At 51.3% G+C, this 24,881-nt stretch carries 26 protein-coding genes; 18 read left to right on the forward strand and 8 right to left on the reverse strand.

The window, feature by feature from the left end:
* Nucleotides 1–92 precede the first annotated feature (92 nt).
* The 4 genes from O4H49_RS01185 to O4H49_RS01200 all read left to right on the forward strand — a co-directional run bounded on the left by O4H49_RS01185 (nucleotide 93) and on the right by O4H49_RS01200 (nucleotide 2,980).
* The gene (locus O4H49_RS01185; protein WP_269421577.1) at nucleotides 93–581 is read left to right on the forward strand and encodes a hypothetical protein; all 489 of its coding nucleotides are present in this window, start codon (nucleotides 93–95) and stop codon (nucleotides 579–581) included.
* Between the two features lie 4 nt (nucleotides 582–585).
* On the forward strand, nucleotides 586–1,128 hold the full coding sequence (locus O4H49_RS01190; RefSeq protein WP_269421578.1) for a hypothetical protein: 543 nt from the start codon (nucleotides 586–588) through the stop codon (nucleotides 1,126–1,128).
* The gene (locus tag O4H49_RS01195; protein WP_269421579.1) at nucleotides 1,129–1,827 is read left to right on the forward strand and encodes an SCO family protein; all 699 of its coding nucleotides are present in this window, start codon (nucleotides 1,129–1,131) and stop codon (nucleotides 1,825–1,827) included.
* A 208-nt stretch (nucleotides 1,828–2,035) separates the two neighbouring features.
* Entirely contained in the window at nucleotides 2,036–2,980 is a 945-nt protein-coding gene (locus tag O4H49_RS01200) for an AEC family transporter (protein ID WP_269421580.1), read from the forward strand.
* An 80-nt stretch (nucleotides 2,981–3,060) separates the two neighbouring features.
* Here O4H49_RS01200 and O4H49_RS01205 read toward each other — a convergent pair whose 3' ends face one another.
* Nucleotides 3,061–3,744, reverse strand: coding sequence for an orotate phosphoribosyltransferase (locus tag O4H49_RS01205; protein ID WP_419715208.1), 684 nt, complete (start codon nucleotides 3,742–3,744; stop codon nucleotides 3,061–3,063).
* A 225-nt stretch (nucleotides 3,745–3,969) separates the two neighbouring features.
* Between O4H49_RS01205 and O4H49_RS01210 the strand changes: the two genes are divergently transcribed.
* The 3 genes from O4H49_RS01210 to O4H49_RS01220 all read left to right on the forward strand — a co-directional run bounded on the left by O4H49_RS01210 (nucleotide 3,970) and on the right by O4H49_RS01220 (nucleotide 5,868).
* On the forward strand, nucleotides 3,970–4,599 hold the full coding sequence (locus O4H49_RS01210; RefSeq protein ID WP_269421582.1) for a DUF3885 domain-containing protein: 630 nt from the start codon (nucleotides 3,970–3,972) through the stop codon (nucleotides 4,597–4,599).
* Between the two features lie 153 nt (nucleotides 4,600–4,752).
* A complete protein-coding gene (locus tag O4H49_RS01215; protein WP_269421583.1) occupies nucleotides 4,753–4,926 on the forward strand; it encodes a hypothetical protein in 174 nt (57 codons plus the stop codon).
* A 129-nt stretch (nucleotides 4,927–5,055) separates the two neighbouring features.
* On the forward strand, nucleotides 5,056–5,868 hold the full coding sequence (locus O4H49_RS01220; protein ID WP_269421584.1) for an enoyl-CoA hydratase/isomerase family protein: 813 nt from the start codon (nucleotides 5,056–5,058) through the stop codon (nucleotides 5,866–5,868).
* A gap of 80 nt (nucleotides 5,869–5,948) precedes the next feature.
* Here O4H49_RS01220 and O4H49_RS01225 read toward each other — a convergent pair whose 3' ends face one another.
* Nucleotides 5,949–6,953, reverse strand: coding sequence for a zinc-dependent alcohol dehydrogenase family protein (locus O4H49_RS01225; RefSeq protein ID WP_269421585.1), 1,005 nt, complete (start codon nucleotides 6,951–6,953; stop codon nucleotides 5,949–5,951).
* A 144-nt stretch (nucleotides 6,954–7,097) separates the two neighbouring features.
* Between O4H49_RS01225 and O4H49_RS01230 the strand changes: the two genes are divergently transcribed.
* Both O4H49_RS01230 and O4H49_RS01235 read left to right on the forward strand, forming a co-directional pair.
* A complete protein-coding gene (locus O4H49_RS01230) occupies nucleotides 7,098–8,039 on the forward strand; it encodes a LysR family transcriptional regulator (RefSeq protein WP_269421586.1) in 942 nt (313 codons plus the stop codon).
* 205 nt (nucleotides 8,040–8,244) lie between these two features.
* On the forward strand, nucleotides 8,245–8,766 hold the full coding sequence (locus O4H49_RS01235) for a hypothetical protein (RefSeq protein ID WP_269421587.1): 522 nt from the start codon (nucleotides 8,245–8,247) through the stop codon (nucleotides 8,764–8,766).
* A gap of 29 nt (nucleotides 8,767–8,795) precedes the next feature.
* On the opposite strand, the gene O4H49_RS01240 is transcribed toward O4H49_RS01235, so the two are convergent.
* Both O4H49_RS01240 and O4H49_RS01245 read right to left on the reverse strand, forming a co-directional pair.
* The gene (locus O4H49_RS01240) at nucleotides 8,796–9,248 is read right to left on the reverse strand and encodes a PaaI family thioesterase (protein WP_269421588.1); all 453 of its coding nucleotides are present in this window, start codon (nucleotides 9,246–9,248) and stop codon (nucleotides 8,796–8,798) included.
* Nucleotides 9,249–9,375: 127 nt separating this feature from the next.
* A complete protein-coding gene (locus O4H49_RS01245; protein ID WP_020592678.1) occupies nucleotides 9,376–9,855 on the reverse strand; it encodes an Lrp/AsnC ligand binding domain-containing protein in 480 nt (159 codons plus the stop codon).
* 81 nt (nucleotides 9,856–9,936) lie between these two features.
* Here O4H49_RS01245 and putA point away from each other — a divergent pair, with 81 nt between their 5' ends.
* Both putA and O4H49_RS01255 read left to right on the forward strand, forming a co-directional pair.
* The gene (gene putA / locus O4H49_RS01250) at nucleotides 9,937–13,158 is read left to right on the forward strand and encodes a bifunctional proline dehydrogenase/L-glutamate gamma-semialdehyde dehydrogenase PutA (RefSeq protein ID WP_269421589.1); all 3,222 of its coding nucleotides are present in this window, start codon (nucleotides 9,937–9,939) and stop codon (nucleotides 13,156–13,158) included.
* 127 nt (nucleotides 13,159–13,285) lie between these two features.
* A complete protein-coding gene (locus tag O4H49_RS01255; RefSeq protein ID WP_269421590.1) occupies nucleotides 13,286–13,819 on the forward strand; it encodes a hypothetical protein in 534 nt (177 codons plus the stop codon).
* Between the two features lie 35 nt (nucleotides 13,820–13,854).
* Here the strand turns inward: O4H49_RS01255 and prfH are convergent, their stop codons facing one another.
* The 3 genes from prfH to O4H49_RS01270 form a co-directional block, all read right to left on the reverse strand.
* The gene (gene prfH / locus O4H49_RS01260; protein ID WP_269421591.1) at nucleotides 13,855–14,514 is read right to left on the reverse strand and encodes a peptide chain release factor H; all 660 of its coding nucleotides are present in this window, start codon (nucleotides 14,512–14,514) and stop codon (nucleotides 13,855–13,857) included.
* Nucleotides 14,507–15,685: an RNA ligase RtcB family protein gene (locus tag O4H49_RS01265; RefSeq protein ID WP_269421592.1), complete on the reverse strand. Its 1,179-nt coding sequence runs from the start codon at nucleotides 15,683–15,685 to the stop codon at nucleotides 14,507–14,509. Before O4H49_RS01265 ends, prfH begins: the two co-directional genes overlap by 8 nt.
* Nucleotides 15,686–16,025: 340 nt before the next feature.
* The gene (locus O4H49_RS01270) at nucleotides 16,026–16,595 is read right to left on the reverse strand and encodes a cysteine hydrolase family protein (protein ID WP_269421593.1); all 570 of its coding nucleotides are present in this window, start codon (nucleotides 16,593–16,595) and stop codon (nucleotides 16,026–16,028) included.
* Between the two features lie 124 nt (nucleotides 16,596–16,719).
* Between O4H49_RS01270 and O4H49_RS01275 the strand changes: the two genes are divergently transcribed.
* The 7 genes from O4H49_RS01275 to O4H49_RS01305 all read left to right on the forward strand — a co-directional run bounded on the left by O4H49_RS01275 (nucleotide 16,720) and on the right by O4H49_RS01305 (nucleotide 23,280).
* Nucleotides 16,720–17,715, forward strand: coding sequence for a GlxA family transcriptional regulator (locus O4H49_RS01275; RefSeq protein WP_269421594.1), 996 nt, complete (start codon nucleotides 16,720–16,722; stop codon nucleotides 17,713–17,715).
* A gap of 101 nt (nucleotides 17,716–17,816) precedes the next feature.
* Nucleotides 17,817–18,722 carry a glycosyltransferase family 2 protein gene (locus O4H49_RS01280; protein WP_269421595.1) on the forward strand — a complete coding sequence of 302 codons (906 nt, stop codon included), beginning with the start codon at nucleotides 17,817–17,819 and terminating at the stop codon, nucleotides 18,720–18,722.
* A 21-nt stretch (nucleotides 18,723–18,743) separates the two neighbouring features.
* Nucleotides 18,744–19,514, forward strand: coding sequence for a glucose-1-phosphate cytidylyltransferase (gene rfbF, locus O4H49_RS01285; protein WP_269422267.1), 771 nt, complete (start codon nucleotides 18,744–18,746; stop codon nucleotides 19,512–19,514).
* 28 nt (nucleotides 19,515–19,542) lie between these two features.
* On the forward strand, nucleotides 19,543–20,601 hold the full coding sequence (gene rfbG / locus O4H49_RS01290) for a CDP-glucose 4,6-dehydratase (RefSeq protein WP_269421596.1): 1,059 nt from the start codon (nucleotides 19,543–19,545) through the stop codon (nucleotides 20,599–20,601).
* Nucleotides 20,598–21,830 (forward strand): class I SAM-dependent methyltransferase, encoded by a 1,233-nt coding sequence (locus O4H49_RS01295; RefSeq protein WP_269421597.1) that lies wholly within the window; start codon nucleotides 20,598–20,600, stop codon nucleotides 21,828–21,830. Before rfbG ends, O4H49_RS01295 begins: the two co-directional genes overlap by 4 nt.
* Complete coding sequence (locus O4H49_RS01300; RefSeq protein WP_269421598.1) at nucleotides 21,827–22,360, forward strand: dTDP-4-dehydrorhamnose 3,5-epimerase family protein; 534 nt, start codon at nucleotides 21,827–21,829, stop codon at nucleotides 22,358–22,360. Before O4H49_RS01295 ends, O4H49_RS01300 begins: the two co-directional genes overlap by 4 nt.
* Nucleotides 22,357–23,280 carry an NAD-dependent epimerase/dehydratase family protein gene (locus O4H49_RS01305; RefSeq protein ID WP_269421599.1) on the forward strand — a complete coding sequence of 308 codons (924 nt, stop codon included), beginning with the start codon at nucleotides 22,357–22,359 and terminating at the stop codon, nucleotides 23,278–23,280. Before O4H49_RS01300 ends, O4H49_RS01305 begins: the two co-directional genes overlap by 4 nt.
* 101 nt (nucleotides 23,281–23,381) lie before the next feature.
* Here the strand turns inward: O4H49_RS01305 and O4H49_RS01310 are convergent, their stop codons facing one another.
* Nucleotides 23,382–24,773 (reverse strand): aldehyde dehydrogenase family protein, encoded by a 1,392-nt coding sequence (locus O4H49_RS01310; protein ID WP_269421600.1) that lies wholly within the window; start codon nucleotides 24,771–24,773, stop codon nucleotides 23,382–23,384.
* Between the last annotated feature and the right edge of the window lie 108 nt (nucleotides 24,774–24,881).

The raw sequence follows: 24,881 nt of genomic DNA on the forward strand, positions 1-24,881 counted from the left end.
CACAAGAAATTTATGTGTCGTGATACAGGAAAATCACTGATTTCACGCTAGACTTTATCCCTGTTTCGGTTTCGGGAGAAAGGAAAGAGGGGATGGAGTCTTTCACAAACGCTTGTCGTCGGCAAAGGAGGCAAAATTACTGGCTCCTGTTGCAGGGAATAGCCTTGTCGCTGGCCATCTTCTTTATATCGGTCGCTCCCCCCGTAAAGGCAGCAACAGCACCGCAACGGGTCCAGGTGACGGGTGAAATCATTGATACCTGGTGTTATGTCACCGAGATCATGGGGGATGCCCAGGGAACTGCGCATCATCTTTGTGCCGTCTGGTGCGCGATTGGAGGTATTCCAGTGAGTATTCTCGGCGAAGACGGGAATGTTTACATGGTTTTACGGGTGGAAAACGAAGACACCAACGTCGCTAATCCAACCATAGTCAATATCCAGACGCACAAGGTGACAGTTGACGGAGACCTCTACGAGAGAGACGGGGTCAAATATCTTTTTGTCACGCAGGTGGCTGATGACCAGGGGGTGGTTAATCTCAACCACGAAGATTATGGCATTATACCTTTCGGGAAATAAGATCATGAAAAAATTGCCTATAGAGCACTGGAGAATTCGGGGGCTTGTCATGGCCATTGCCCTGTTGTCCGGTATCCCACAGGTTGAGGCCGCAAATGAATGGGGTATTGAGCACGAGCAAGCGACGGAGTTGACAGGCAGGGTTGTTGATCTGGCCTGTGAACTCAGTGGAAACTGTCCGGATAGCTGTGGCGCAGGCAAGCGACAGCTCGGCCTGCTTCTGCCGGATGGAAAACTCTATCCTGTGGTCAAGGGCGGCACGAACTTTGCCGGGGGAACAGAAGATCTGATCGCTCATTGTGGCAAGTCGGTGCAGGTGGATGGTTTGTTGATTCAAGATCCTCTGATGACACTTTATTTTGTCCAGAGAGTACGTTCGGAAAAAACCGGAGAGTGGGAAAAAGCCAGTAAATGGGGACAGAAATGGCTGGCGGCCAATCCGGGGAAAGATCTGGGAAAATGGTTTCGTTCGGACGAGAGAATACACAAGATTGTCGAAGAAGGTGGCAAACTTGGTATCCCGGGCTTGATCTATGAGGAAGAGTGAATGAACTGGCAGACTTTGTTTCAGAAATTCGCCCTGCTACTTGTCATCATCTTTGGAACAGAAAGTACGGCCCTGTTTGCCCAGGCAGTTGCTGAAACCGTCCCGGTGCCAGATTCAAAAACCGCTTCAGAAACCGCCCCGGTTACGCCTCCTGCCCTGGAGGCGTTGTTCGGAGGGACTTTCGAACTGCTTGATCATCAGGGGTCTGTTCGCCGGGATAGTGATTGGCCCGATAAACTTAAGCTGATTTTCTTTGGCTATACGCATTGTCCTGCCATTTGTCCGACGAGTTTGAATGATATTTCTGAAGCGCTGGATTTGTTGGGGAATGAAGCTGACTTGATACAGCCACTGTTTATCACGGTCGATCCTGAACGGGACAGGCCAGTGGTTTTGGCTGACTATATAAGTTCTTTTCATCCTTCCCTGATCGGGTTGAGCGGAACCGAGGAACAGGTTGCTGCTGTGAGTAAGAAATTCCGGGTACAGCGTCATAAAATTCTGCTTTCCGAAGAAGATCACAGTGCCCATTCAGAACATTCCGACGGGCATGGCGGTGCTGTAAATTACGATGCTGCCCATAGTTCGCTGACCTATTTGATGGATACAGAAGGAAAATTTTTGACAATATTCCCTTATGATACTGGGGCTAACGTGATGGCACAGCGTTTGAAAGTGTATCTGGAAAAGTCCAGATGAGGGTCTTCTTTATAAAAGATCGACAAAGGTTTTCCTGTTGAGGAAAACAGAATTTATGCGTGATAAAGGTGGCCTTCTCGGCCCGGGGCAGTAATAGTGTTGCAACCTCCTTTCTCAAGCAGGGCTCGGGCCTCGATCCCAGCTTTGTGTCACCTTTTCAGCGATCCATGGGTTTTACTTTCGGAAAGCTGTTATATTCCGGATTATCATGCTCACTGTTTTCGAAAGTATCCTTCCTATTTTCGCCATCGTCATGCTGGGGTTTGCCCTGCGCAAGTCGAACTTCGTCCCGGCGGATCACTGGCGGGTGGTCGAAGAACTCTGCTTCTGGATTTTCTTTCCGACCCTTCTTGCCGAAACCCTGATCAAGGCTGATCTGGCGACCATCGCTCTTGGGCCCTATGTCTTTACCCTGTTGGCCATGCTGGCGACGATGGCCGTGCTGACGCTTTTGACCTGGCCATTCCTTGATCGTTTTTGGCGGACAAAGCGGGGGCAATTCTCGACCATCTTCCAGACCACGACCCGCTGGCATGGCTTCATTGCCCTGGCGATAGTGCTCAAGCTTTATGGCGGGGATGGTGCGGCCCTGATTGCTGTGGCGATTGCGGTGATGGTGCCAACCTTGCAGGTTTCCAATATCTTTGTTCTGGCGACCTTTTCTTCAAATGCCCGTCCGCCAATCGGGCAAATTCTTAAAACCGTTCTGAAAAATCCGCTGATCTGGGGCGTGTCAATCGGGTTGCTGGTTAATCTGACCGGAACAGTCGTCTGGGAGCCAGTAATGACCATGGTCGATCTGCTTGGACGCTCTGCTCTGGCCATGTCACTTCTGGCGCTGGGGGCGGGACTGAGCCTGAAGGCTGCGCTCAGACCCTCTAAAGAACTGCTGGTCGGACTGGTTGGAAAGCTGCTGCTCACGCCTGTTGTTATGGCTTTCTGGGCCGTGTGGTTCGGGGTTAGCGGTCTGTCTTTATCCGTATTGCTGGTCTGCGCCTCGGTGCCAACAGCGATGAACGGGTATCTGCTGGCCAAGAAAATGGGCGGTGACGCTGATCTCTATGCGGCAACCTCGACAGTCCAGACCGTGGTATCGTTTTTCTCGATCCCCCTGATCCTGTGGCTGGGCAAAAGCTATTTTGGGGCTCTTTGAGGGGAAATAACTTTAGGCTTGATGCACAAAAGGGCGGCTACCGGATGGTGCCGCCCTTTGTCGAGACAATAGCTGAAAGCCTAGTCGGCTTTGCCACCGCGTTCACGGGACCAGTCGGTCGGATTGCCCAGGAAAGAGCGAACCTGCTCCAGACCTTCATCGGCGAGGTAACCCTTTTCTTCGGCAACCTGCAGGGCATCCCACCAGGTGGCAAGTGCGTGCAGTGTGACGCCCTCTTTTGCCAGATCGCTGATTGACTGGGGGAAGATGCCGTAGTGGAAGAAGACAAAGGTATGATCGCACTTGGAGCCGGCCTTGCGGATGGCTTCGACAAAGTTCAGTTTGGAGCCGCCGTCTGTCGCAAGGTCTTCAACCAGAAGCACCCGGCTGCCTTCGGGCATGTAGCCTTCGATCTGGGCATCACGTCCAAAACCTTTTGGTTTTTTACGTACATACAGCATAGGCAGGCCCATCCGTTCGGCGATCATTGCAGCGAAGGGAATGCCCGCTGTTTCGCCCCCGGCAATGGCATCAAGTGATTCATATCCGATATCACGCTGGATCAGCTCGACTGCCATATCCATCAGTTTGGCCCGGGCGCGTGGGAAGGAAATAATCTTGCGACAGTCAACATAGACCGGGCTGATCCGACCTGATGTAAAGGTAAAGGGATCTTCAGGGCGGAAAAGCACGGCTTCGATTTCCATAAGAATGGAGGCGGTGGTTCTTGCGGTATCGGTGATCTGGCTCATCTCGGTTCCCATCTGTGTCATCTGTGAGGGCTGCGGACTGATTTTGCCTTGTTTAACTTTTGTCGTGCTTTTCTGCAATGAAATTTCAGAAAAAGCTCTGCCCCGCAACAAGAAGGAGCCTTGCAGCCTAATGAAAGGTTCCGGTAGAATCTTCATCGCCGTCGGCGCTGGCCACCTCTGCGGCGAGCAATCCTTGTAGCATTTTCTAAAGCAATTGGTTTATGAAGTGGTGGGACAGTGAAGAAGTTCGTAAAAAGAGAGCAGTTTGAAAATATTTTTGGGGAAAAGGCTTTAGCGTATGGCCTTTTTTACAAGCACAACATCGCCCTTCGCTTTGAGCTCGAACTTCCTCATAAAGGTGTTTTTCATGAAGAGTTCCTTTACGCTTGGGAACGCGCACAAACCATTATCCAGCGAGTATTTGATTCTGAAAGTCGTGTCGGGGTTTGTTTAGCCCTGGAGAGTGATAAAAAATCTACATTTTCTATACGTGAACAAATATATGATTTGAAATGTACAGGTATTACTATTCCTAAGGGGCGTGAGTATTGGTTTGTCTTGGGGGAGGAAGATGAGGGTAATGAATATTATTTATATCGCCACTTTATTTTGTATGATGCTCCCTGTAAGGACCTTAAATCGCTGGTTTGGATTTCTTTGGCAAAATCTCTGGGTATACGTCCTGACATAAATGGAGAGGTTTACTTATTCGATCTTGAAAAACAGATACTCGCTCACCCCTATGATAACCGAGGCATTGATCTGATCAGTCCTAATGTTGATAAACTCAACCCCATTTACCAAGACCTAAACCATCTTCTTTTCGACTATGACAGAGAAAAAATGGATAGGGTATTTAAGGCTTAACACCATTTTTAATATGAGATCTGTTTCAATAGTTCTTGGGCTTTATAGATAAACCGCCTTTTCCATAAGCCTTCAAAATAACTAAAGATAGTTTAATACAACGCCCAGAGACACGTTTCTCAACGATGCCTAAGTAAGCATCGGGGATTGTAGATGAGCACTATGCAGGCGCAGTCTCGTAAACTTGCTATTTTGTCTTTTCTGACTCTCGATGGTGTCATATTGGCACCTGCAAGTCAGCATGACGGTACATTGATAAAGGCATTATTCAGCTATATCGGACATTACAAAAAAGGCGTTTCGATGGGGGCCTATAAACGTCCATAATATTGGGTCATTGATTTTGATGAACCTGGGTCAGAGCTTAAGTCATTCTTCTTGCCACAAGCGACGGGAAGAATGCACTCTTTAGCTACGAGGATTTTTTTTAAAGACCATATCTCAATCGAGGCCTGTATGACAAAACCGGAAACCAAGGCGGGAACAGATAAAGTGGGCTCAGTCTTGTTTTTGCGAGACGGGGCTATTGCCACTGTCATTCTGAACCGGCCAGAAAAACTGAACGCTTTCAATCTTGCCATGTGGGAGCGACTGGGGGATGTGATGCAGGACGTTTCTGCTGATGACAGCTTGCACTGCGTCGTTATTCGGGGCGCGGGCGGACGCGCTTTTGCGGCAGGTGCTGACATTGCAGAGTTCGAACAGGTGCGTTTTTCGTCAGCGCAGGCCGAAGAATATGCCAAACCGATGGACCGCGCGGCGGAAGCAATCCGGGACTGCCCTCATCCTACCCTGGCCTTTATCGAAGGTGCCTGTATGGGCGGTGGGCTGGAACTTGCAGCGCAATGTGATCTGCGTATTGCCAATGCCTCGGCAAAATTTGGTATTCCGATCAACCGGATTGGTAATGTTCTGCCTTCTCCGGCCATGCGGGCACTGGTTGATCTGGTGGGGCGCAGCACGACCCTGGAACTTTTGCTGGAGGGGCGGATCTTCACGGCGGAAGAAGCCTATGCCAAGGGACTTGTCGGGCGGATTGTTGACGATTTGGTTGCAGAGGAAGAAGTCTATAAATCTGCAACCAGAATTGCCGAGGGTGCACCCCTGGCGGCACGTTGGCACAAGAGGCATGCAACGCGCGCTCTTGATTCAAAACCCTTGAGTTCAGAGGAACATAGAGAACCATTTCTCTGTTGTGATACCGACGATTATAAAGAGGGCATCAGAGCCTTCCTTGAAAAGCGCAAGCCCGTTTTCAGGGGAAAGTGAAAAAGCCGGAGCAGAGTGTTTCAAGTCTCTGCCCCGGTGTTTTTGCAAAACCGGATATGATTCCGATGATCTTCTTGCTCTTAGACAGCGATGGCGATTTTGCCGAAATGTCCGGCTGTTTTCATTGCTTCGAAGGCCTTGGGGGTATCGTTAAAATCAAAGACCTGATCGATTACCGGGCGGATCTGGTGACGGGTCATCTGGGCCAGCATGTTGATAAACATGTCGCGGCTGCCAACCATGATGCCTTGCAGGCGCAGTTTTTTAAACAGGATCGGTAACGGTGAGATGTTATGCCCTGGATCGGCCTGAACGCCGATCATGGTGATTCGCCCGTTGAAGCGAGCTGCTTGAAGAGATTGTTCAAGTGTGCCGGGACCGCCTGTGTCGAGCACAACATCAGCACCGACGCCATCGGTCAAGCGCAGAACTTCTGCAGCCCAGTCAGGGGTTTCGCGATAATTGACAAGGTGATCAGCGCCCATCTTTCCGGCGCGGGCCAGTTTGTCGTTGCTGCTTGATGTAATAATGACCTTTGCCCCCAGTGATTTAGCAAACTGCAGGGCAAAGAGGGAAACCCCGCCTGTACCAAGAGTAACAACCGTTTGCCCGGGTTTCAGGTCCCCTGTTTCCATCAGGGCATTCCAGGCCGTCAGGGCCGCACAGGGAAGGGAAGCTGCTTCTTCATAGCTGAGAAAATCGGGAATTTTGACCAGAGCTTTGGTTGGCAAGATGACCTCTTCGGCCAGCACTCCGTCGATTGATGCGCCCATGGCGGTGTACTGCGGGTCAAAGGCCCCGCTCTGCCAGTCGCGCCAGAACATGTTGGCAACGCGGTCTCCCGGGGTAAAGTCAGTGACGCCTTCGCCAATTGCGATGATTTGACCCGCCCCGTCAGAAAGCGGGATCAAGCCGCCTTCTTTGGTTTGCGGGGTGCTGCCATTGGCCACGAGAAGATCACGATAGTTGAGCGACGTGGCGTGCATACGCAACCGGACCTCGCCTGGGCCGGGGTTGCCAATGCTGATTTCCTGTTGCTGCAAATCCAGTTTTTCTGTGTTTGGGATAACTTTCCAGGCTTTCATGATTTTCTCCAGTTGAAAGGGTTTATCGAGATCAGGATGGTTGCTTTCCCGTCCGCTGCCTGAATAGTTAGGAAAGAAATATACATTCGACTAATTTATTATTTGTATGATATTCATTCATTTTGTGAATGTATTGAGGCAGAAATGCAGAACCTCGATCTGAATCTTCTGGTGGTGTTTGAAGCCATCATGACGGAACGCTCGATGACCGGGGCAGCCCGGCGGATTGGCATGACGCAGCCTGCCGTATCCAATGCTGTGGCGCGCATGCGGCAGGTCTGGAATGATCCGCTTTTTGTCAAGCAGGGGCGGGGGATCAGGCCAACCCCTTATGCAGAACGGTTGTGGGAAAAAACCAGGGCTCCCCTGCTGGAAATCAGGGATGCAGCTTCTGGTGATCAGTTTGACCCGGGGAAAAGCGGCCGGGTTTTCCGAATTGGTGTAACTGAATATCCCGTGGACATGCTCTGGTTGCCCTTGCGCAAGTTTCTCGAGCAGGAGGCACCGGGAGTGTCGCTGCATTCTGTTCCCTTGCATGGGAACACAGAAGAACTGTTGCTTGATGCCTCTGTTGATCTGGTGATCCATTATTATGTGGGCAGGCACAAACAGATTCGCTCTTCCTGGCTTTTTAATAACCATCTGGTCTGTGCGGTTCGGCCTGGCCATCCGATGCTACAGTCTTTGAAATCCGGTGATGTGTTGCCTCTGGAAGACTATCTTGCTGCGGATCACCTGATGGTATCGCTGACAGGGGCGGCCAGTGCCAATGTGGATAGTATTCTGCGCAGGCAGGGACTTGCCCGCCGTGTCGCGATGACTGTAACCCATTTTGCTGCCATCCCGCCGCTGCTTATGCAGACGGATCTGGTTTGTGTGACCCCCCAGGCCGTTGTCGCCCGGGCGGTCAAGGCCGGGGAGCTGGTTATCGTACCTTTGTCGTTCGAGATTGAACCTGCGCCAATTTCCCTTGTCTGGCACAGTCGACAGGACAGGGATCCCGGCAGCATCTGGATGCGGAAGCTGATCTCTGATTTTGCGACTGTAGAAGCAAAGCGACTGGCAGATTATTTCTTGCGTGGATGAGAAGTTAGTACTTCCGTTGTGTTTGTTGGATGGAAAAATGAATAGCCGGCAGGCATGTGCCGCCTGTGGTGTTTTGAAAATTTCTTAGGTAAGTCTTCAACGTTTTGGTATGTTTTCAAAGACTTGATCTGTTGACCTGGTGCTGAGAGAAATTTAGTCTCTGGGTGGTTTCTGGTTTGTCCCTTTTTATCAGGCAGGTAAATCTATGCATCAGACGGTGAGCCTGTCCGGTATACAGGAGACAAACCCCGTGTATGTCATGGCGTCTTTTTACGCCGATATGGCCGGAGTGGCTTTGTCCCGGTTGATGCCCCCTGCGAATCATGTTGACGACACCCCGGGCTTCACACCCCCTTTATGGACCTCTTTTGATCCTTTGAAGGTGCGAAAGATATTACCCTGGATAATGGTAATTCAGCGTGTGAACACTGGTCCGGAGGGGCATGTGATCAAGCTGGAGGGGGAGCGCATTATCGAGCTTTCAGGCATTAACTCGATGGGGAAGAGTCTGGCAGAGGCTTTTTCAGGAGAGATTGCCGAGGTCAAATGGCAGGAGCTGGATCAGGTCTCCCGAAGTCGAAGTGTATCTTTTACGCGAAGCCCTGTTCCCCGGGAAAACCGGGCCTTTATCGAGATCTTCAGGGGGTGTTTTCCTTTTTGTGACGAGCAGGGGGAGATCAGCCGATTTCTCGTCGTCGTTGCGCCGGTGAAAGATGACTTGGCCTAAAGGGATTGATATTCTGGTTTGCTCTCGCCCTAGAATATTTTCATCACAGCCTCTCCCTGTCCAACCAGTTGTTTGTGCTGGTTAAAGACTTCACAAGACAGGAACTTTGTGCTTTTTCCCCCACCCTTGTAGATGCCAGTGGCATAAAGTGTGTCCCCGACGTTGGCCGGGGCGGTGAACAGGGTTGTCAGGGAGAGGGTAACAGCACGGCGCTGCTTGGTTGGGTCGGGATTGTGGATAATCGCGTACCCGCAAGCAGTGTCAATCAGGGTCGCGAGAACGCCGCCATGCATGATTCCTGCCCGGTTTAAGTGGCATTCGGCAATGGTCAGAATGACTGTTGCCTGGTTTTCTGACCACTGCCCAAGTTCATAGCCCATGTGTTGCCCGAAGTTACTGAGTTTGTCTCTGGGCTTGTCTCTCGGTTCATCCTTGGGCTTGTCTTCGGAGAGAGGGGGGTGCTTTTTGTCTTTGCCGGTCATTCAGGCGGTTCCCATAGCTGAAATATTCTGCTCGTCGGTTCGCTGTCATCAAGAGCATAGGATGGCCTGTTCAGAGGAGCAAGCTGTGGGTATCGCGGAGGTGTATACCGGGGAAGCAGGTGACGGATCAGAAATTGTCTTTTACATGCAGGATATTGGTGTTCTTGACTTCTTCCATGACCACATAGCTGTGAGTCTGTGAGACACCGGGAGCTGCAGCAAGTTTGTCGCCCAGAATTCCTCGATATTCAGTCATATCCGCTGCACGTACCTTGATCAGGTAGTCGAATCCACCAGAAACCATGTGGCATTCCAGTACTTCGGGGATCTGCATTATGGTGGTTTTGAACTCTTCAAAAAATGCGGAGGTGGTTTTTTCAAGGGTAATCTGAACAAAGACCAGCAAATTGACGTTGATTTTAGCGGGGTTAAGGGTTGCCATGTACCCCTTGATGTAGTTGCTCTGTTCCAGTCGCCGGACCCGCTCGAGACAGGGGGTTGGGCTGAGGTTGACCCGACGGGCCAGCTCAACATTGGAAATGCGACCGTCTTCTTGGAGGACGCGCAGGATGTTGCGATCAATTCGGTCAAGGGTTCGTTCTGTCATGGCGGAATATATAACTGCAAAAATGCTTATTTACTAGAGAAAATATCGCGTATTTTTGATATTTAGCAGCACATATCGCTGATGGTGGAGTATTCTTTTCTTACTCTGGTTATCATCCTGATGCCCGAGGTGAGCTTTGACAATGCGGTTTCCGGGATTAAAATGATGATCATTGATAAAGAAATGGCCAATGCAACCCCTCTGCTGGCAGCGCTTCGTAGCGCCTATCGTATGGATGAGAGCAAGGCGGTAAAAGACCTGATTGGGTCACTGGATCTGTCGAGTGACGCCTTGGACCGGATTTCCGCGCGCGCCAGGGATCTGGTCAAGGAAGTACGCAAGTCCCGGGTTGGCCAGGGCGGTATTGATGCTTTTATGCATGAATTCGAGCTTTCCTCTAAAGAAGGGGTGGTTTTGATGTGTCTGGCCGAAGCGCTTTTGCGTGTGCCCGATAGTGAGACCATCGACAAACTTATCCGCGATAAACTGACGTCTGCTGATTGGGAAGCCCATCTCGGTCACAGTGATTCCCTCTTTGTGAACGCCTCGACCTGGGCGCTGATGCTGACCGGTCGTGTTGTGAATTTTAAAAAGGAAGAAAGTCGGGATTTTTCCGGTTTGCTGCACAAGATGGTGCAAAAGAGTGGCGAGCCGGTCATTCGCAAGGCCGTGCGTCAGGCGATGAAAATTCTGGGCAAGCAATTTGTTATGGGCCGTACCATCAAGGAGGCCCTGGAGCGCGCGGTAGAGGAAGAGAAAAAAGGGTATCGCTATTCCTACGACATGCTGGGCGAGGGTGCCCGGACCATGCCGGACGCCGATCGTTATTTTGAAGCTTACCGGGGTGCTATCGAGAAAATCGGATCCGCTGCCAAGGGGCGCGGGGTGATCGACTCCCCCGGTATTTCGATCAAGCTTTCCGCAATTCATCCCCGGTATCAGTTCAGTCACTTTGATCGGGTGATGGGTGAGGTTGTGCCGCGCTTGAAAGCTCTGGCGCTGGAGGCAAAGAAGTATGACATCGGCCTGACCATTGATGCAGAAGAAGCCGACCGTCTGGAAATTTCCCTCGCTGTCCTCGAAGCAGTGTCAGCCGATCCGGATCTCAAAGGCTGGAACGGTCTGGGGCTGGCGGTTCAGGCCTATCAGAAGCGCGCACCCTTTGTCATCGACTGGCTGGCTGATATGGCGCATCGCCATGGACGCCGCTTGATGGTGCGTCTGGTCAAGGGAGCTTACTGGGATACCGAAATCAAGGTTGCCCAGGAACAGGGACAGGACGGATATCCGGTCTATACCCGTAAGATTTCCACCGATGTGTCCTATCTGTCTTGCGCCCGCAAGATGTTAAATGATCCCGAGGCTTTCTACCCCCAGTTCGCCAGTCATAATGCCCATACCGTTGCTTCCATTCTCGAGATGGCAAAAGCAGGGCAGGATTTTGAATTCCAGCGTCTGCACGGCATGGGTGAAGCGCTTTATGAACAGGTTGTTGGCAAGGAAGGCAAGGGCTATCCCGTGCGCATTTATGCACCGGTCGGCAGTCATGAAGATCTTCTGGCCTATCTGGTGCGCCGCTTGTTGGAAAACGGGGCAAACTCTTCCTTTGTAAACCGTATCCAGGACGAAAAGCTGCCGATTGACGAGATCATTGCCGACCCGATCCAGAAGGCACGTGCTCTGTTCAATATTCCACATCCACAGATTCCCCTGCCGCTCAATCTCTATGGCACAGAGCGTCAGAATTCCCGCGGACTTGACCTGTCAGATGCGCCAAAGCTGGTTGACCTCGGGTCGAAAATGAAAGCTTTTGCCGTTACAGGCTGGAGCGGTGGACCGATCATTGGTGGGCTGGAGGTTCCCGGCGACAAACAGACGGTGACATCTCCTTCGGATCGCGGCATCAAGGTTGGTGAAATGGCCTGGGCCTCAAGGGATCAGGCAGAGCAAGCCGTTGCCAGAGCAGATCGCGCCTGGTGGGGCTGGAACAAGACACCGGCTGCCAAGCGTGCGGAATGTCTTGAGCGTATGGCGGATCTGATGGAGGAAAACACACCTGAGTTGATGGTGCTCTGTATGTGTGAAGCAGGTAAAACCACGGCAGATGCGATTGCCGAGGTCCGTGAAGCTGTTGATTTCTGCCGCTATTATGCCGTGCGCTGTCGCCGTGATTTCGGGGATGCAATGGTGATGCCTGGACCGACCGGAGAGCGCAACGAACTGTCTTTGCAGGGCCGGGGTGTCTTCCTCTGCATCAGTCCATGGAACTTCCCGCTGGCGATTTTCCTGGGACAGGTCAGTGCGGCACTGGCTGCCGGGAACGCTGTTATTGCCAAACCGGCTGAACAGACAGGTCTGGTCGCTGCTGCGGCAATCAAACTGTTCCACCGCGCTGGGGTGCCGGGGGATGTGCTACATCTTTTACCGGGTGATGGTCCAACTGTTGCAGGCCCTCTGTTGTCGGATGAGCGGATCAAGGGTGTTGCCTTTACCGGGTCAACCGAAACCGCCAAGCTGATCCAGCGGGCTCTGGCTGCGCGGGATGGGGAGATCGTTCCGCTGATTGCTGAAACCGGCGGGCAGAATGCAATGATTGTCGATTCAACCGCCCTGCCAGAGCAGGTGGTCCGGGATGTGCTGGCCTCTTCGTTCCAGAGTGCGGGACAGCGCTGTTCTGCGCTTCGGGTTCTTTTCCTGCAAGCTGATGTGGCAGACAAGGTTCTGACCATGCTGGGCGGGGCCATGGATGAGTTGACGATCGGGGATTCAGCGGATCTGGCAACAGATGTTGGTCCTGTGATTGACGAAGACGCCCAGGCGATGCTGACGGCGCATATTGAACGCATGCGCAAAGAAGCGAAGGTTATTCGCGATCTGCCTTTACCTGCCTCGACCGAAAAGGGGACATTCGTTGCGCCAGCAGCTTTTGAGATTGCCGGGTTGCATGTTCTGCAGAAAGAAGTCTTTGGCCCGGTGCTGCATGTTATCCGCTTCAAAGCTTCTGAGCTTGATAGCATTATCGACCAGATCAACAATTCCGGCTTTGGGCTGACGCTGGGTATCCACAGTCGTATTGACGAAACCGTCAATTACATCTGTCAGCGGGTACGGGTGGGCAATGCCTATGTCAACCGCAACCAGATCGGGGCAATTGTCGGGGTGCAGCCCTTTGGCGGTACCGGCCTTTCCGGTACAGGCCCCAAGGCAGGAGGCCCTCGTTATCTGCACCGTTTTGCCACGGAATACGCTGTGAGTATCGATACGACAGCTGCGGGCGGCAATACCTCGCTGATGACGCTCTGATTTCTTCAGCTCCACTGCCAGGAACCCGGCTATTCGTAAGGATAGTCGGGTTTTTTGTTGTGTAATCAAGGATATGACTTATCGTGTGCCGAGATCCTATCGGGAAGATTCAGCAAGGAAGTACAGGGTGAACAGAGAAGATAACAGAGAGTTCGTTCTGGAGGCCTTGCGTGCGAATGAAACCTTATGCTGGTTTGATCAGCCGAAACCGGGACCTTTGTGGAAACATGAACGGGCAACGATACTGTCCAGAAGTCTGATTTTGATCTGGGCTGTTCTGCTGTTTTTTTGCGGGCTGATGAGCCTTGGCGGCGTTGTGACCATACCCTTGCTCATCCTGCTCCTTGTTGCATCCGGTGCCCTGATCCTGCGCCTGATCTGGATCTGTTATCTGACGCGACGCCTGACCTATGTCCTTACGTCAAAGCGGTTGCTGGTGCTGTTGGAAGCGGGCAGGCCGATCGAGTACAAAAGTTATTCTCTCAGCCGGATTTTCGCCATTGATCGCAGGGAAAATCCTGATGGCTCTGGTAATGTTCTCGTGCGGGTGAGAGGCAGGAGAGCGAACCAGCCTGACGAAACAGAAGGTTTTTATGGCATAGAAGAGGCCGAAGAATTTGAACGAGAACTCTTCGGCCTTTGTTCCGAACTCAAAAGCTGAGGGGCGGAATTTCCAGTGAGGATTCTGGAATTCTCCTATTGTTTTTCCGTGAATTTTCCTCCCTTGAAGCAGCGGACAGGATTTCCCCGTTCAAGCTGGTGGTGCTTGAGATTTTCAGTCTTGCGTGCTCCAGCCTGAAACAGGGAATGTTGAACGGCTAACTGTTCGGATAATCGTTGTAACGCAACCTGTTTGTTCCGGTGTTGCGATCTTTGGTCCCGGGCAACGGCAGACAATCCAGAGGGGGTATGGGTTACACGAACGGCGCTGTCTGTGGTGTTTTGATGCTGCCCTCCAGGACCACCGGCCCTAAATGTTTCAAACCTGACGTCGTTCTGGTCGATTTCATTTGGCCAATCAGGTTCATGATCAATCTTGAAAACACCAACATACCAGTTCTGCCGTCGATGCCCTGGCCTGAGAGGGCTTTGGGCGATCCACTGGATCGTCCCCAACCACCTGTCAGCAAGAGATTTGGCCTCTTCCCCGTAAAGGAGGACGACGGAAGAAGCAGGCAGCTTTTCTTTGTCCACGGACTGTCCGGAAACGTTATCGGAAACAATCTCGTAATTGAGGCCGCGTTCATCGGCTTCACCGGAAATTTTCTTCAGCACGTGACGAACTGCCAACTTGCATTCATTTGGGCCATTGCCACTGCTCACCAGCAGCCGGATTGAAGTGGAAGAATTATTCATAAGTGTTTCTCCTGCTTGTAGGCCGCTTACTTTCTTGTTTTGCTTTTTTGAAGGTAACCAATGGTTGGAAGGCAGCAACTGTAGTTGCGAGTTTCTGCCCGGTCAGTTCTCTTAAAACCTGTGCAGAATTTTTATAGGCTTCTGGAGCCTCTTCTATGAGAAGGTGCCTATCTTCACATACAATATGCCCGCCGAAGGAGGTTCTGCTTAACCTGGCCAGGTCAGATTTTTTGTTGTTCAGGCGTCCATGCATCGAACTCCGATCATATTTCCGACCGGCACCATGTGAAAGAGAAAGCAGAGATTCCTCATCGTTGTTGGTTGGTTTAACCAGATAACTGAGAGAGTCTCTTGAACCAGCAAGTGGTACAAAAGGCATGTCAGCCTTGGCTGCACCTTTTCGGTGGAGGATCGCGCCCTTCACGCGTTCGACCAGGTTATGAGGTGAATCAGTAAGGAGTTTTGCCTCGCTTCGTAGGGCTTTGGCTGCGCGCTGGGCAATGATTTGACGATTCAGGCTGGCCCAGGCGACGGCCTGATCGTGACGGTTCAGATAGTTGATGGCCTGAGGGTGGTCGAGATCCAGATCAGCAGAACCATGAGAGCAGATCTCTTCAAAGACCTCGGTACCGAAACTCCGGGAGCCTGAATGAACGAGCAGATAGCTGGCATCTTTGATGAGCCCGGCTTGTTCTGCGAGTTCCTGATCATGGATCTTGTCGATGACCTGTAATTCGCAAAAATGGTTGCCTCCGCCAATGGTGCCGAGGCTGGAGGGCGTGGCGTCTAGCGGTAGGCCTCTTTCTTCCATGAGAGCAAAAGGATCTCCATCCCAGGTTCCTTCTAGAAGTCTGAGGCGTTTGGCGGCTTTTTCAGGACGTATTTTCCTTGCCGGGAGGTCCAAGATGAAAAGAGACATGCCGCAGCCGATGTCGTTACCAACCAGTTGAGGATGCAGCCGGTTTGCGAGAATTGCGATGCCGACCGGACCATATTTCCCTGGGTGTAAATCAGGAAAAACGGCGATTTTTTGAATGTCATGCATCTGCGCGACGTGTTGGAGTTGCTCCTCAGCCTTGCCTTCAATCCAGGTGGCTGAGGAATAGAATTTTCGAACGAAAGCACCCTGCGGTTTTTGTTGCAGGGGGGCGTTCACTTTTGAAGTGCCCATGTAGGTGGCCTTTAAAAACAGGAACTCACGCCCGAAAGCCAAGGCTCACGGGAGTTGTCTCTGAAGAAACCGAAATCTCAGTTTAGTTCAGGGATATTGCCTTAAGGGGCAAGTGGCGAAGGTCGCGCATTTTTTTTGCTCCTGTTTTTATAAGGGGTAAAAGGCTTGAGCCTTTGTGACCGTTGTCCTGCCGACTATGTCGAGCTGGAGAATTTATGAGCTAACAAATGGCTCAACTCTGGTTATTGATCAAGCAAAACTGTAGATCTGTTGCAAAAATACACATCCGTGTGACTTTTTAGCATCACACGGATGATTTCACTGGCGGGTCAAGATGGGGTTACTCCAGATGACGCAGTGCCTCTTCACTTGATAAAATTTCGGCGTAGGCAAAGCCTAGGGCGGACATGAAGGCTGCATGGACCAGTTCTGCTGGAACTGTTGTCCCTTTGAACTCGAGATCGCGAGTGGCACAGCTGTCTTCGGCAACAACACATTCAAAACCATAATCTGATGCGGCGCGGGTCAAGGCATCAATACACATGTGGCTCATGGAGCCCGCGATGATCAGTTTTGTTACCCTTTGTGCTCTCAACAAATCGAGCAATTCTGTATTCTTGAAACCGTTGATTTCGGACTTGACGATAACGGGTTCATTTTCCTGGGGGCTAACAGAATTGTGGATCTCGGCACCGCTGGTTCCCTGAGCGAAAAAGGGTGCATCAGCTTTGCCGGAAAGGTGCTGGATGTGGATAACAGGAAGACCATTCTTGCGACAATGTGCCAACAGGCCCTGTGCTTTTTGGGCGGCCTGTTCCTGGTTTTGCAGTGGCCAGTTGCCTTTCTCGAAATAATCGTTCTGGAGATCGACGAGGATTAGTGCTGTCCGGGAGGTATTCTGTGTCGGCATGATTTATTCCTTCATACAGTTTGGTGATGTTTCGCGATATCTGGTTGTTCTGGTCCCAGTTAAGCTTTTTATGTGGTATGAGGGGATAGGCGTATATGACAAATTAAAGGTGAAATCCGACAATATGAAGAACATGGTCAACATAGCTGTTCTGTCCTATCCCGGAGCAATGAAATCCGCGCATTATGGTTTGTTTGAGTTTTTCGAGGTGGCGAACACCCTCGCGAATGAACATCCGGGTTCTAACTGGCCTTTCTTTCGTTGCAGCACGAGAAGTGCGCTCCCGGACGTGCCTGGAATGAGCCCGGAACTAGGCACAGAGTACAAAATGACAGCAGATAGCGGCGCCGAAGGTGCGGACGATAACATTTTTGATATTGTTGTCCTGCCGCCGCGCACGGCAGAAATAGACTGGGCTATGAGAGCCGGAAATTGCAGGCGCTGGCTTAAGTTTCAACACCAGAAAGGAGCTGTTATGGCATCTGCCTGCGCCGGAGCTTTTCTGCTGGCCGATGCCGGGCTGCTTGACGGGCGACGGGTAACAACTCATTGGGGGCTGGCTGAGGAGTTTCGAAAGCGTTATCCCAAAGCCTTTCTCTGCGAGCAGGAACTGTTGCTGGATGAAGGGGATATCATTACTGCGGGGGGGATGATGGCCTGGATGGATCTGGCCTTGCGATTGGTTGAAAAATTCGCCAGCCCCTTTCTCTCGCTTTTGTTGGGAAAGTATTTTCTGGTTGATACGGGGCAAAGAGATCAGCGATGTTATCAAAGCTTTTCGCCAAAGCTAACCCATGGCGATATGGAGATCCTGAGCTTGCAACACTGGTTGCATAAGAACTGGGAGGAGGGGGTTGATCTTGGTAAAATGACCGATGAGGTTCATATGAGCGAACGTACGTTGCAGCGTCGTTTTACCCAGGCAACGGGCTTTTCTCCCTCTAGCTATGTGATGAAACTGAGATTGCAAAAGGCACGCGAGTATCTGGAAACCAGCAGAGCAAGCATTGACGAAATTGTCTGGAAAATTGGCTATGAAGACCAGAGCTCTTTTCGAAAGCTGTTCAGACGTGAAACGGGTTTGACGCCAAGTGAATATCGCAAACGCTTTTCAAGATAGCGAACTCTGGGTGTAAATAAAGAGAATCCCGGGAATAGTCTTGCTATCACAGGGCAAGGTTTCTAAATTGGCGCTCAACTTTATTTCGGACGTTTTATACGATGGCAACCAAAGATATCTGGTCTCGATTGACGATTTTGACTGTCACCCATAACGGGGGGCAGGTGGTTGGCAATATGCTGGAAACAGTCCCTGCCGAAGCTTCTTTGATTGTCGTGGATAATGCCTCTACAGACGATACTCTTGATATTGTGCGTTCCTTGGCGCCAAAGGCAAAATTGATTTGCAATGAAGTCGGTCTTGGTTATGGCAACGGGATGAATTGTGGTCTCAAGGTCGTAGAAACCGAGTTTGCCTTGTTGGTGAACCCCGATTCAGTTTTGACGGAAGAGGCAATCACGAAGCTTGTCGAAGCGGCAGACAGTTTTCCCGAAGGCGGTCTTTTTGGGCCTACAGTTCTCAATCCGGATGGTTCAATCGAGCTTTCACACGATGTAAATATGTTTGCCCGCTCTTCTCTGGGTAAAAGAGTGGGGGAAGTGTCTCCTGAAGGACCGATCAGCGCTGATTTTGTTTCTGGCGCGGTGGTGCTGTTGAGAATGGCTGCTGGCCGGGAAGTGGGTTTTTTCGATCCAGAAATTTTTCTTTATTATGAAGATGATGACATTTGTACGCGTCTTCGGCAGGCAGGTCATAGTGTTATTCTGGTGCCCTCAGCCGTAATTACACATATCGGCGGTGGCTCGGTTCGACCCAACCGGGCTTACTATTGGGAAAAATTCTGGCACATTTCCTGGTCCCGGCTTTATTTCGAGAAAAAATATCATGGAGCAAGTTCGGCCAGACGGTTAGGGTGGCGTTATGCTTTGCGTTATGCATTGAAAGCCCTTGGTTATACTTTGGTATGGAACCGAACCAAAGCCTGGAGAGATGCAGCCCGTTGTGCAGGTGCTCTTGGTTTTCTTTTTGGTAAACGGGCCTCTGTCGTGCCAATTGCAACGGCTTGATAACAAAGAAAGTAAGTGACAATGAAAGCAGTGATCCTCGCAGGTGGACTGGGAAGCCGGATTTCAGAAGAAACAGATCTGAAGCCCAAGCCAATGGTCGAGATCGGTGGTATGCCTATTCTTTGGCACATTATGAAAATATACAGCAGCAACGGGATCAATGAATTTGTCATATGCCTTGGTTACAAGGGGTATGTGATCAAGGAATATTTTGCCAATTATTTCCTGCATAATGCAGATGTGACGATTGACCTGGCTAACAACCAGCTGGAATATCACGCGTCAAAGGCTGAATCCTGGAAGATTACCCTGGTTGATACAGGCCCCATGACCCAGACCGGCGGGCGGGTTCGCCGTGTTGCGCCGTATCTGGACAAGGACGAACCTTTCTGCCTGACCTATGGTGATGGCGTCGGCAACATCAATGTGCGTGAGACGATTGCGTTGCACAAAAAATCTGGCCGCAAGGCAACAATGACTGTTGTAACTCCACCCGGCCGCTTTGGAGCAGCTATTATCGAGGGGGACGGGGTTTCTGCCTTTACAGAAAAGCCACATGGTGAACAGGGACGGATCAATGCAGGGTATTTCGTCTGTGATCCCTCGGTTATCGACCTGATCGACGGGGACACTACCGTCTGGGAAAAAGAGCCGCTGCAGAAGCTGGCAGCCAGCGGTGAGTTGACCGCTTATGCCCATGATGGTTTCTGGCAGCCGATGGATACCTTGCGAGAGAAAAACGAGCTGGAAGCATTATGGGCGGGGGGAAAAGCTCCCTGGAAGATCTGGTGATTGTTATCTTGATAACAGAGAGAATTTAATGAGCCTGGATCTGGATTTCTGGCGAGGGAAACGCGTTCTTCTGACTGGACACACCGGTTTCAAGGGAGCCTGGATGTATCAATGGCTCCGCTTGATGGGGGCTGATGTTGTCGGATTTGCTCTGGCTCCGCAAACCAATCCCAATCTATATGATTTGCTCAACCTCGGGAATGAGAAGAGCTGCATTGGTGATCTTCGTGATCTTGGGGCTGTTCAATCGGTCGTTGCCCAACATCAGCCGGAAGTTGTTCTGCATCTCGCAGCGCAGGCACTGGTGCGCAAAAGCTATCGCGATCCGCTGGAAAGTTTTTCGACCAATGTTATGGGCACGGCCAATCTGCTGGAAGCCTTGCGTGACTGTCCCTCTCTTGAGGCAGTACTCGTTGTCACAAGCGACAAGGCGTATGAGAACGATGAGCGTGCTGTACCTTTTCATGAAGGCAATGCACTGGGAGGTAAAGATCCCTATAGTGCCTCAAAAGGCTGTCAGGAAATTGTTACGCATAGCTACGCCCGCAGCTTTTTCTCTGGTAAATCCATTCCAGTAGCAACGGCCCGGGCCGGAAACGTTATCGGGGGTGGCGACTGGTCAGAAGATCGCCTGATGACTGACGTGATTTCGGCGCTGTACCGGGAAGAAGAGGTTGTCCTGCGCAATCCGTTGGCAACCAGGCCCTGGCAACATGTACTGGAGCCCTTGGGCGGATATCTGCTTTTTGTACAGAAGCTGGCGAAAAAAGAAATAAGTCTTCCTGCACTCAACTTTGGCCCCAATGGCTCTGCGAGTGTCCAGACTGTGGTTGAAGAGGTTTGCCGTCTCTGGGGCGATGGTCGTCGATGGGTACAGGATGAGGCCGATCAGCCAGCTGAAGCCCATGCCCTGGCACTGGATATCACACTGGCAGCTGAAGAGCTCGGCTGGCACCCTCTGTTGGGGTTCGAAGAAACCCTGCAATGGATTGTCTCCTGGCACAAGACACATAAAGACGGCGGAGATGTCAAAAGAATGACACTTTCGCAGATTACCACTTTTCAGAGCTTACTGGCGGGATCATGAGCAGACTTCATTGCCGTTCTTGTGGAACGGAACTCAAACATTCTTTTCTGGATCTCGGGCATACCCCGCTGGCAAATTCTTATGTAAAAAAGGAAACTGTCTGGACAGCAGACAAGCAGTATCCGCTCCACGCAAGGGTCTGTGGGAACTGTTTTCTTGTTCAGGTCGAAGACGTGGTGCCTCCTGAGGATATCTTTTCCGATTATGCCTATTTTTCATCTTATGCTTCCAGCTGGGTTGAGCATGCCAGGAACTATGCAGAAAGTGCAATCAAGCGATTTGATCTGAATGAAAAGAGCTTTGTTGTCGAAGTGGCCTCGAATGATGGCTATCTGCTTCAGCATTTTGTAAAACAGTCGATCCAGGTTTTAGGGATTGAACCTGCGGCTAATGTTGCGGCAGAAGCGCGTAAAAAATCTGTCCCGACCACTGTTGCTTTCTTTGGCCGGGAAACGGCCTTGAAGGTGCGCGCGGATCACGGACCGGCTGATCTGATGGCTGCAAATAATGTTCTGGCACATGTTCCCGATATCAACGATTTTGTTGCCGGATTTGAAGCACTGCTCAGTGATGAAGGTGTTGTCAGTTTTGAATTTCCCAGCCTGCTAAATTTGATTGAGAATGTGCAGTTCGATACGATTTACCACGAACATTTCTCCTATCTCTCGCTCTTTGCCATTGAAAAATGCTTCTCTCGTAATGGCCTTAAAGTTTTTGATGTGGAAGAGCTTTCCACACACGGAGGCTCCTACAGAGTTTGGGCTTGCAAGAAAAATGCAGACCGGGGAGAGACTGATAACCTGAAGAAAGTCAGGCAGCGGGAAAAAGCTGCGAAGCTTGATGCTCTTGTCGGGTATCAGAACTTTGAACCCCGAGCACAGAAACTGCGCGATGATTTATTGGCTTTTCTCAGACGGGCCAAAGCAGAAGGCAAGCGGGTTATAGGATATGGAGCCGCGGCCAAGGGGAACACTTTGTTGAATTATTGCGGTATTGATCAGGAACTGGTTTCCCATGTTGCTGATCTGAACCCGCACAAACAAAACACTTTGCTTCCCGGCAGCCGTATTCCAGTGATCTCTCCTGATGAGATTTCTGATATCAAACCGGATTACATCCTTATTTTGCCCTGGAACCTCAAGACAGAAATTTCTGGTTCGCTCGCCTATGTTCGTAACTGGGGGTGCCGTTTTGTCATTCCTGTCCCAACGACCGAGGTTCTTGCATGAAATTTTCCTCTACTGACATAGAGGGGCTTTTTCTTTGCGAGCTGGAGGCTTTCAGCGACGAGAGGGGTTTTTTCGCCCGTGCGTTCTGTAGCAAGGAGTTTTCAGATAAGGCGACAGATTTTAAGGTGTCCCAGATAAACCTTTCCGGAAATGTTAACCGGGGAACCCTCCGGGGGCTGCATTATCAGGCGGCTCCTTTACCAGATCCTAAGGTCGTACGTTGTATCCGGGGGGCTGTATGGGATGTTGTGGTTGATTTGCGGCAGGGTTCTCCCAGTTATCTTAAATGGTTTGGAACTGAACTAACTGCTGACAATCGTAAGGCGTTCTTGATTCCTGGTGGCTGTGCCCATGGTTTTCTAACCCTTGAGGATAACAGTGAACTCTTGTATCTGATGGGTGCAGACTTTGTTCCTGAACTTGCCCGCGGGCAGCGCTGGGATGATCCGGCCTTTGCCATCCTCTGGCCTGGAAAACCGGTGGTTATCAGTGAACGTGATGCGACCTACCCGGATTATGTCGCCCCATGAGTAGAATTCTTGTAACAGGTGGTTGTGGATTTATTGGCCGACACACTGTTGCTACCCTTTTAGCCGCTGGACATGAGGTTATCCGCCTTTCACGGAGCCAGCATTCTTCACACAAAAGCAGCAATGAAGACGTGTTTATCGGAGACCTGCTCTGGGATGGGGAGCCGGAACGTATTGCTCGTGATATCCGGGCCGATCTGCTGGTACATCTGGCCTGGGAAACCGAACATGGCCATTTCTGGCATGCCGAGAGCAACCGACAATGGGAGGCCCAGAGCGTTCGTTTGGTCGAGGCTTTTTGGGATGCGGGTGGAGCCAGGGCGGTTTGTGCAGGCACCTGCGCGGAATATGACTGGAAATCGCTTGGGCAAGATGAAAATCTCGACGAGGATCACTCGGCACTCGTACCAGCTACACTTTATGGTCAAAGCAAGCTTTCCTGTTTTAAGTCCCTAAGGATCAGAAGCGCGGCTGGAGCGGGAGCATTAGCATGGGGGCGGGTGTTTTTGTTGTTCGGCAGTGGAGAAGCCCCCACAAGATTTATCCCTGCAGTGATACGCGCCTTGCTCGCAAACAAAGAGGCCCCGATGTCGTCGGGGCAGCAAGTCCGGGACTTTATGGACAGCCGAGATGTCGGGGCTGCTTTTGCTGAACTTGCGTTATCCAGGGCAGAAGGTGCATTCAATATCTCCTCAGGGCAGGGACGGAGCCTTTTGTCCATAGCGGAGATGATTGCCGACAAACTTGGTAAGCGGGATCTGTTACGTCCGGGAGCCTATCCTGATCGTGAAGCAGAGCCATATCGTTTGGTGGGAAGCAATCAAAAATTGATTAAAGAAGTTGGTTTTGACGTCCGATTTTCACTTGAGCAGGGGCTGGATGATTGCCTTTCCTATTGGAGAAATGAGGTAGATTTGTAATAGAGTGGTGTGTCTCGACCAATCTTTATCACTTTTGTGCAGAATAATAAAAAACCCCGGTTCTCGAAAACCGGGGTTTTTTATTTATAGATGACCGCGCCTTAGATCTTGGTGCGCAGGTGGAAAGATTTCGGACGGGTCAGGTGCTCGTAAGCAACAGCTGAGAGACTGCAACCGCGCCCGGAATTCTTGACGCCTGTCCAGGCCAGGGCCGGATCGAGATAGTCACAGCGGTTCATAAACCAGGTGCCGGTTTCGATGTTGTCACCGATTGCCAGTGCAGCCTCAACATCGTTGGTCCAGATTGAAGCGGTCAGACCAAATTCACTGTCGTTCATCAGTTTGATGGCTTCTTCATCGGAGGAGACCTTCATGACGCCAACAACCGGGCCAAAGCTTTCTTCGTTCATGACGCGCATGGAGTGATCGACATTAACGACCAGCTGAGGTGCAAGGTAGGGCGTGCCTTCCTTGTTTGCAGCAAAGAAACCGGGATCGATCAGGGCAGAGGCACCAGCCTTGACTGCATCCGCAACCTGGCTGCGGACAAAGTCAGCGGCGCTGGTTTTGACGACCGGGCCGAGGTTGGTATTGGTATTTGTCGGGTTGCCGAGCTTGTACTGTTTGATGAGATCTACGGCACCGGATACGAAGTCATCGTAAACCGAAGCGTGAACGTAGATCCGCTCAATCCCGCAACAGGACTGACCGGAGTTGAACATGGCGCCGTCTACCAGGCTTTCAACAGCGTAGGCGACGTTGGCATCTGCCCGGACATACCCGGGATCTTTCCCGCCGAGCTCAAGGCCCGTGGCAATAAAACGGCCTGATGCGGCTTTCTGGATGGCATGACCTGCCGGTACGGAGCCGGTGAAGTTGACAAAATCCACGCCGTCGGTGCCGATCAAGCGCGCAGCGCCATCATGGCTCATATGCAGGTGCTGGAAGACACCCTCAGGAAGGCCGGCTGCTTTGAAAGCTTCGCTGAAACGTTCTGCACAAAGGGGAGTCTGCGCGGCGTGTTTCAGCAGAACAGTGTTCCCGGACAGCAGAGCTGGCACGATGCAGTTGACGGCCGTCATCAAAGGAAAGTTCCAGGGGGCGACAACAAAAACCACACCGAGAGCTTCCTTGCGGATGAAGCGGGTGAAGCCTTCTTTGTCACCAACGTTTCGGTCTGCCAGAGATTCAGGGGCGATCTGGATCATGTAGCGGGCGCGTTCTTCAAACCCGCGAATTTCACCGGGAGACTGGGAAATCGGGCGGCCGATCTGCCAGGTGATTTCCTCGGCGATAGCAGCACTGTTGGCGACAAAATAGTCGACAGCTTTGCTGATCAGGGCCTGTTTCTCGCTTAAAGGAACCTTGCGCCAGCTTTTCTGGGCGGCGACTGACTTATCCAGGGCATCCTGGATGTCACGGTCACTTGCCAGTGGACGTTCGACATAAACGGAACCGTCAACAGGTGAAATACACTTTAAAATTTCGCTCATGGAAGGGGCTCTCCTTGGTGTTGTGGAGTATTTTTGTGCGATAGTCTTAAACTGAAGCCGGGAAGGCGACAAGAGAGCCAGAAGGAAGCCCACCTATGCAGTTTATGC

The sequence above is a fragment of the Kiloniella laminariae genome (assembly GCF_027214005.1).
GTDB classification, from domain to species: Bacteria; Pseudomonadota; Alphaproteobacteria; order Kiloniellales; family Kiloniellaceae; genus Kiloniella; species Kiloniella laminariae_A.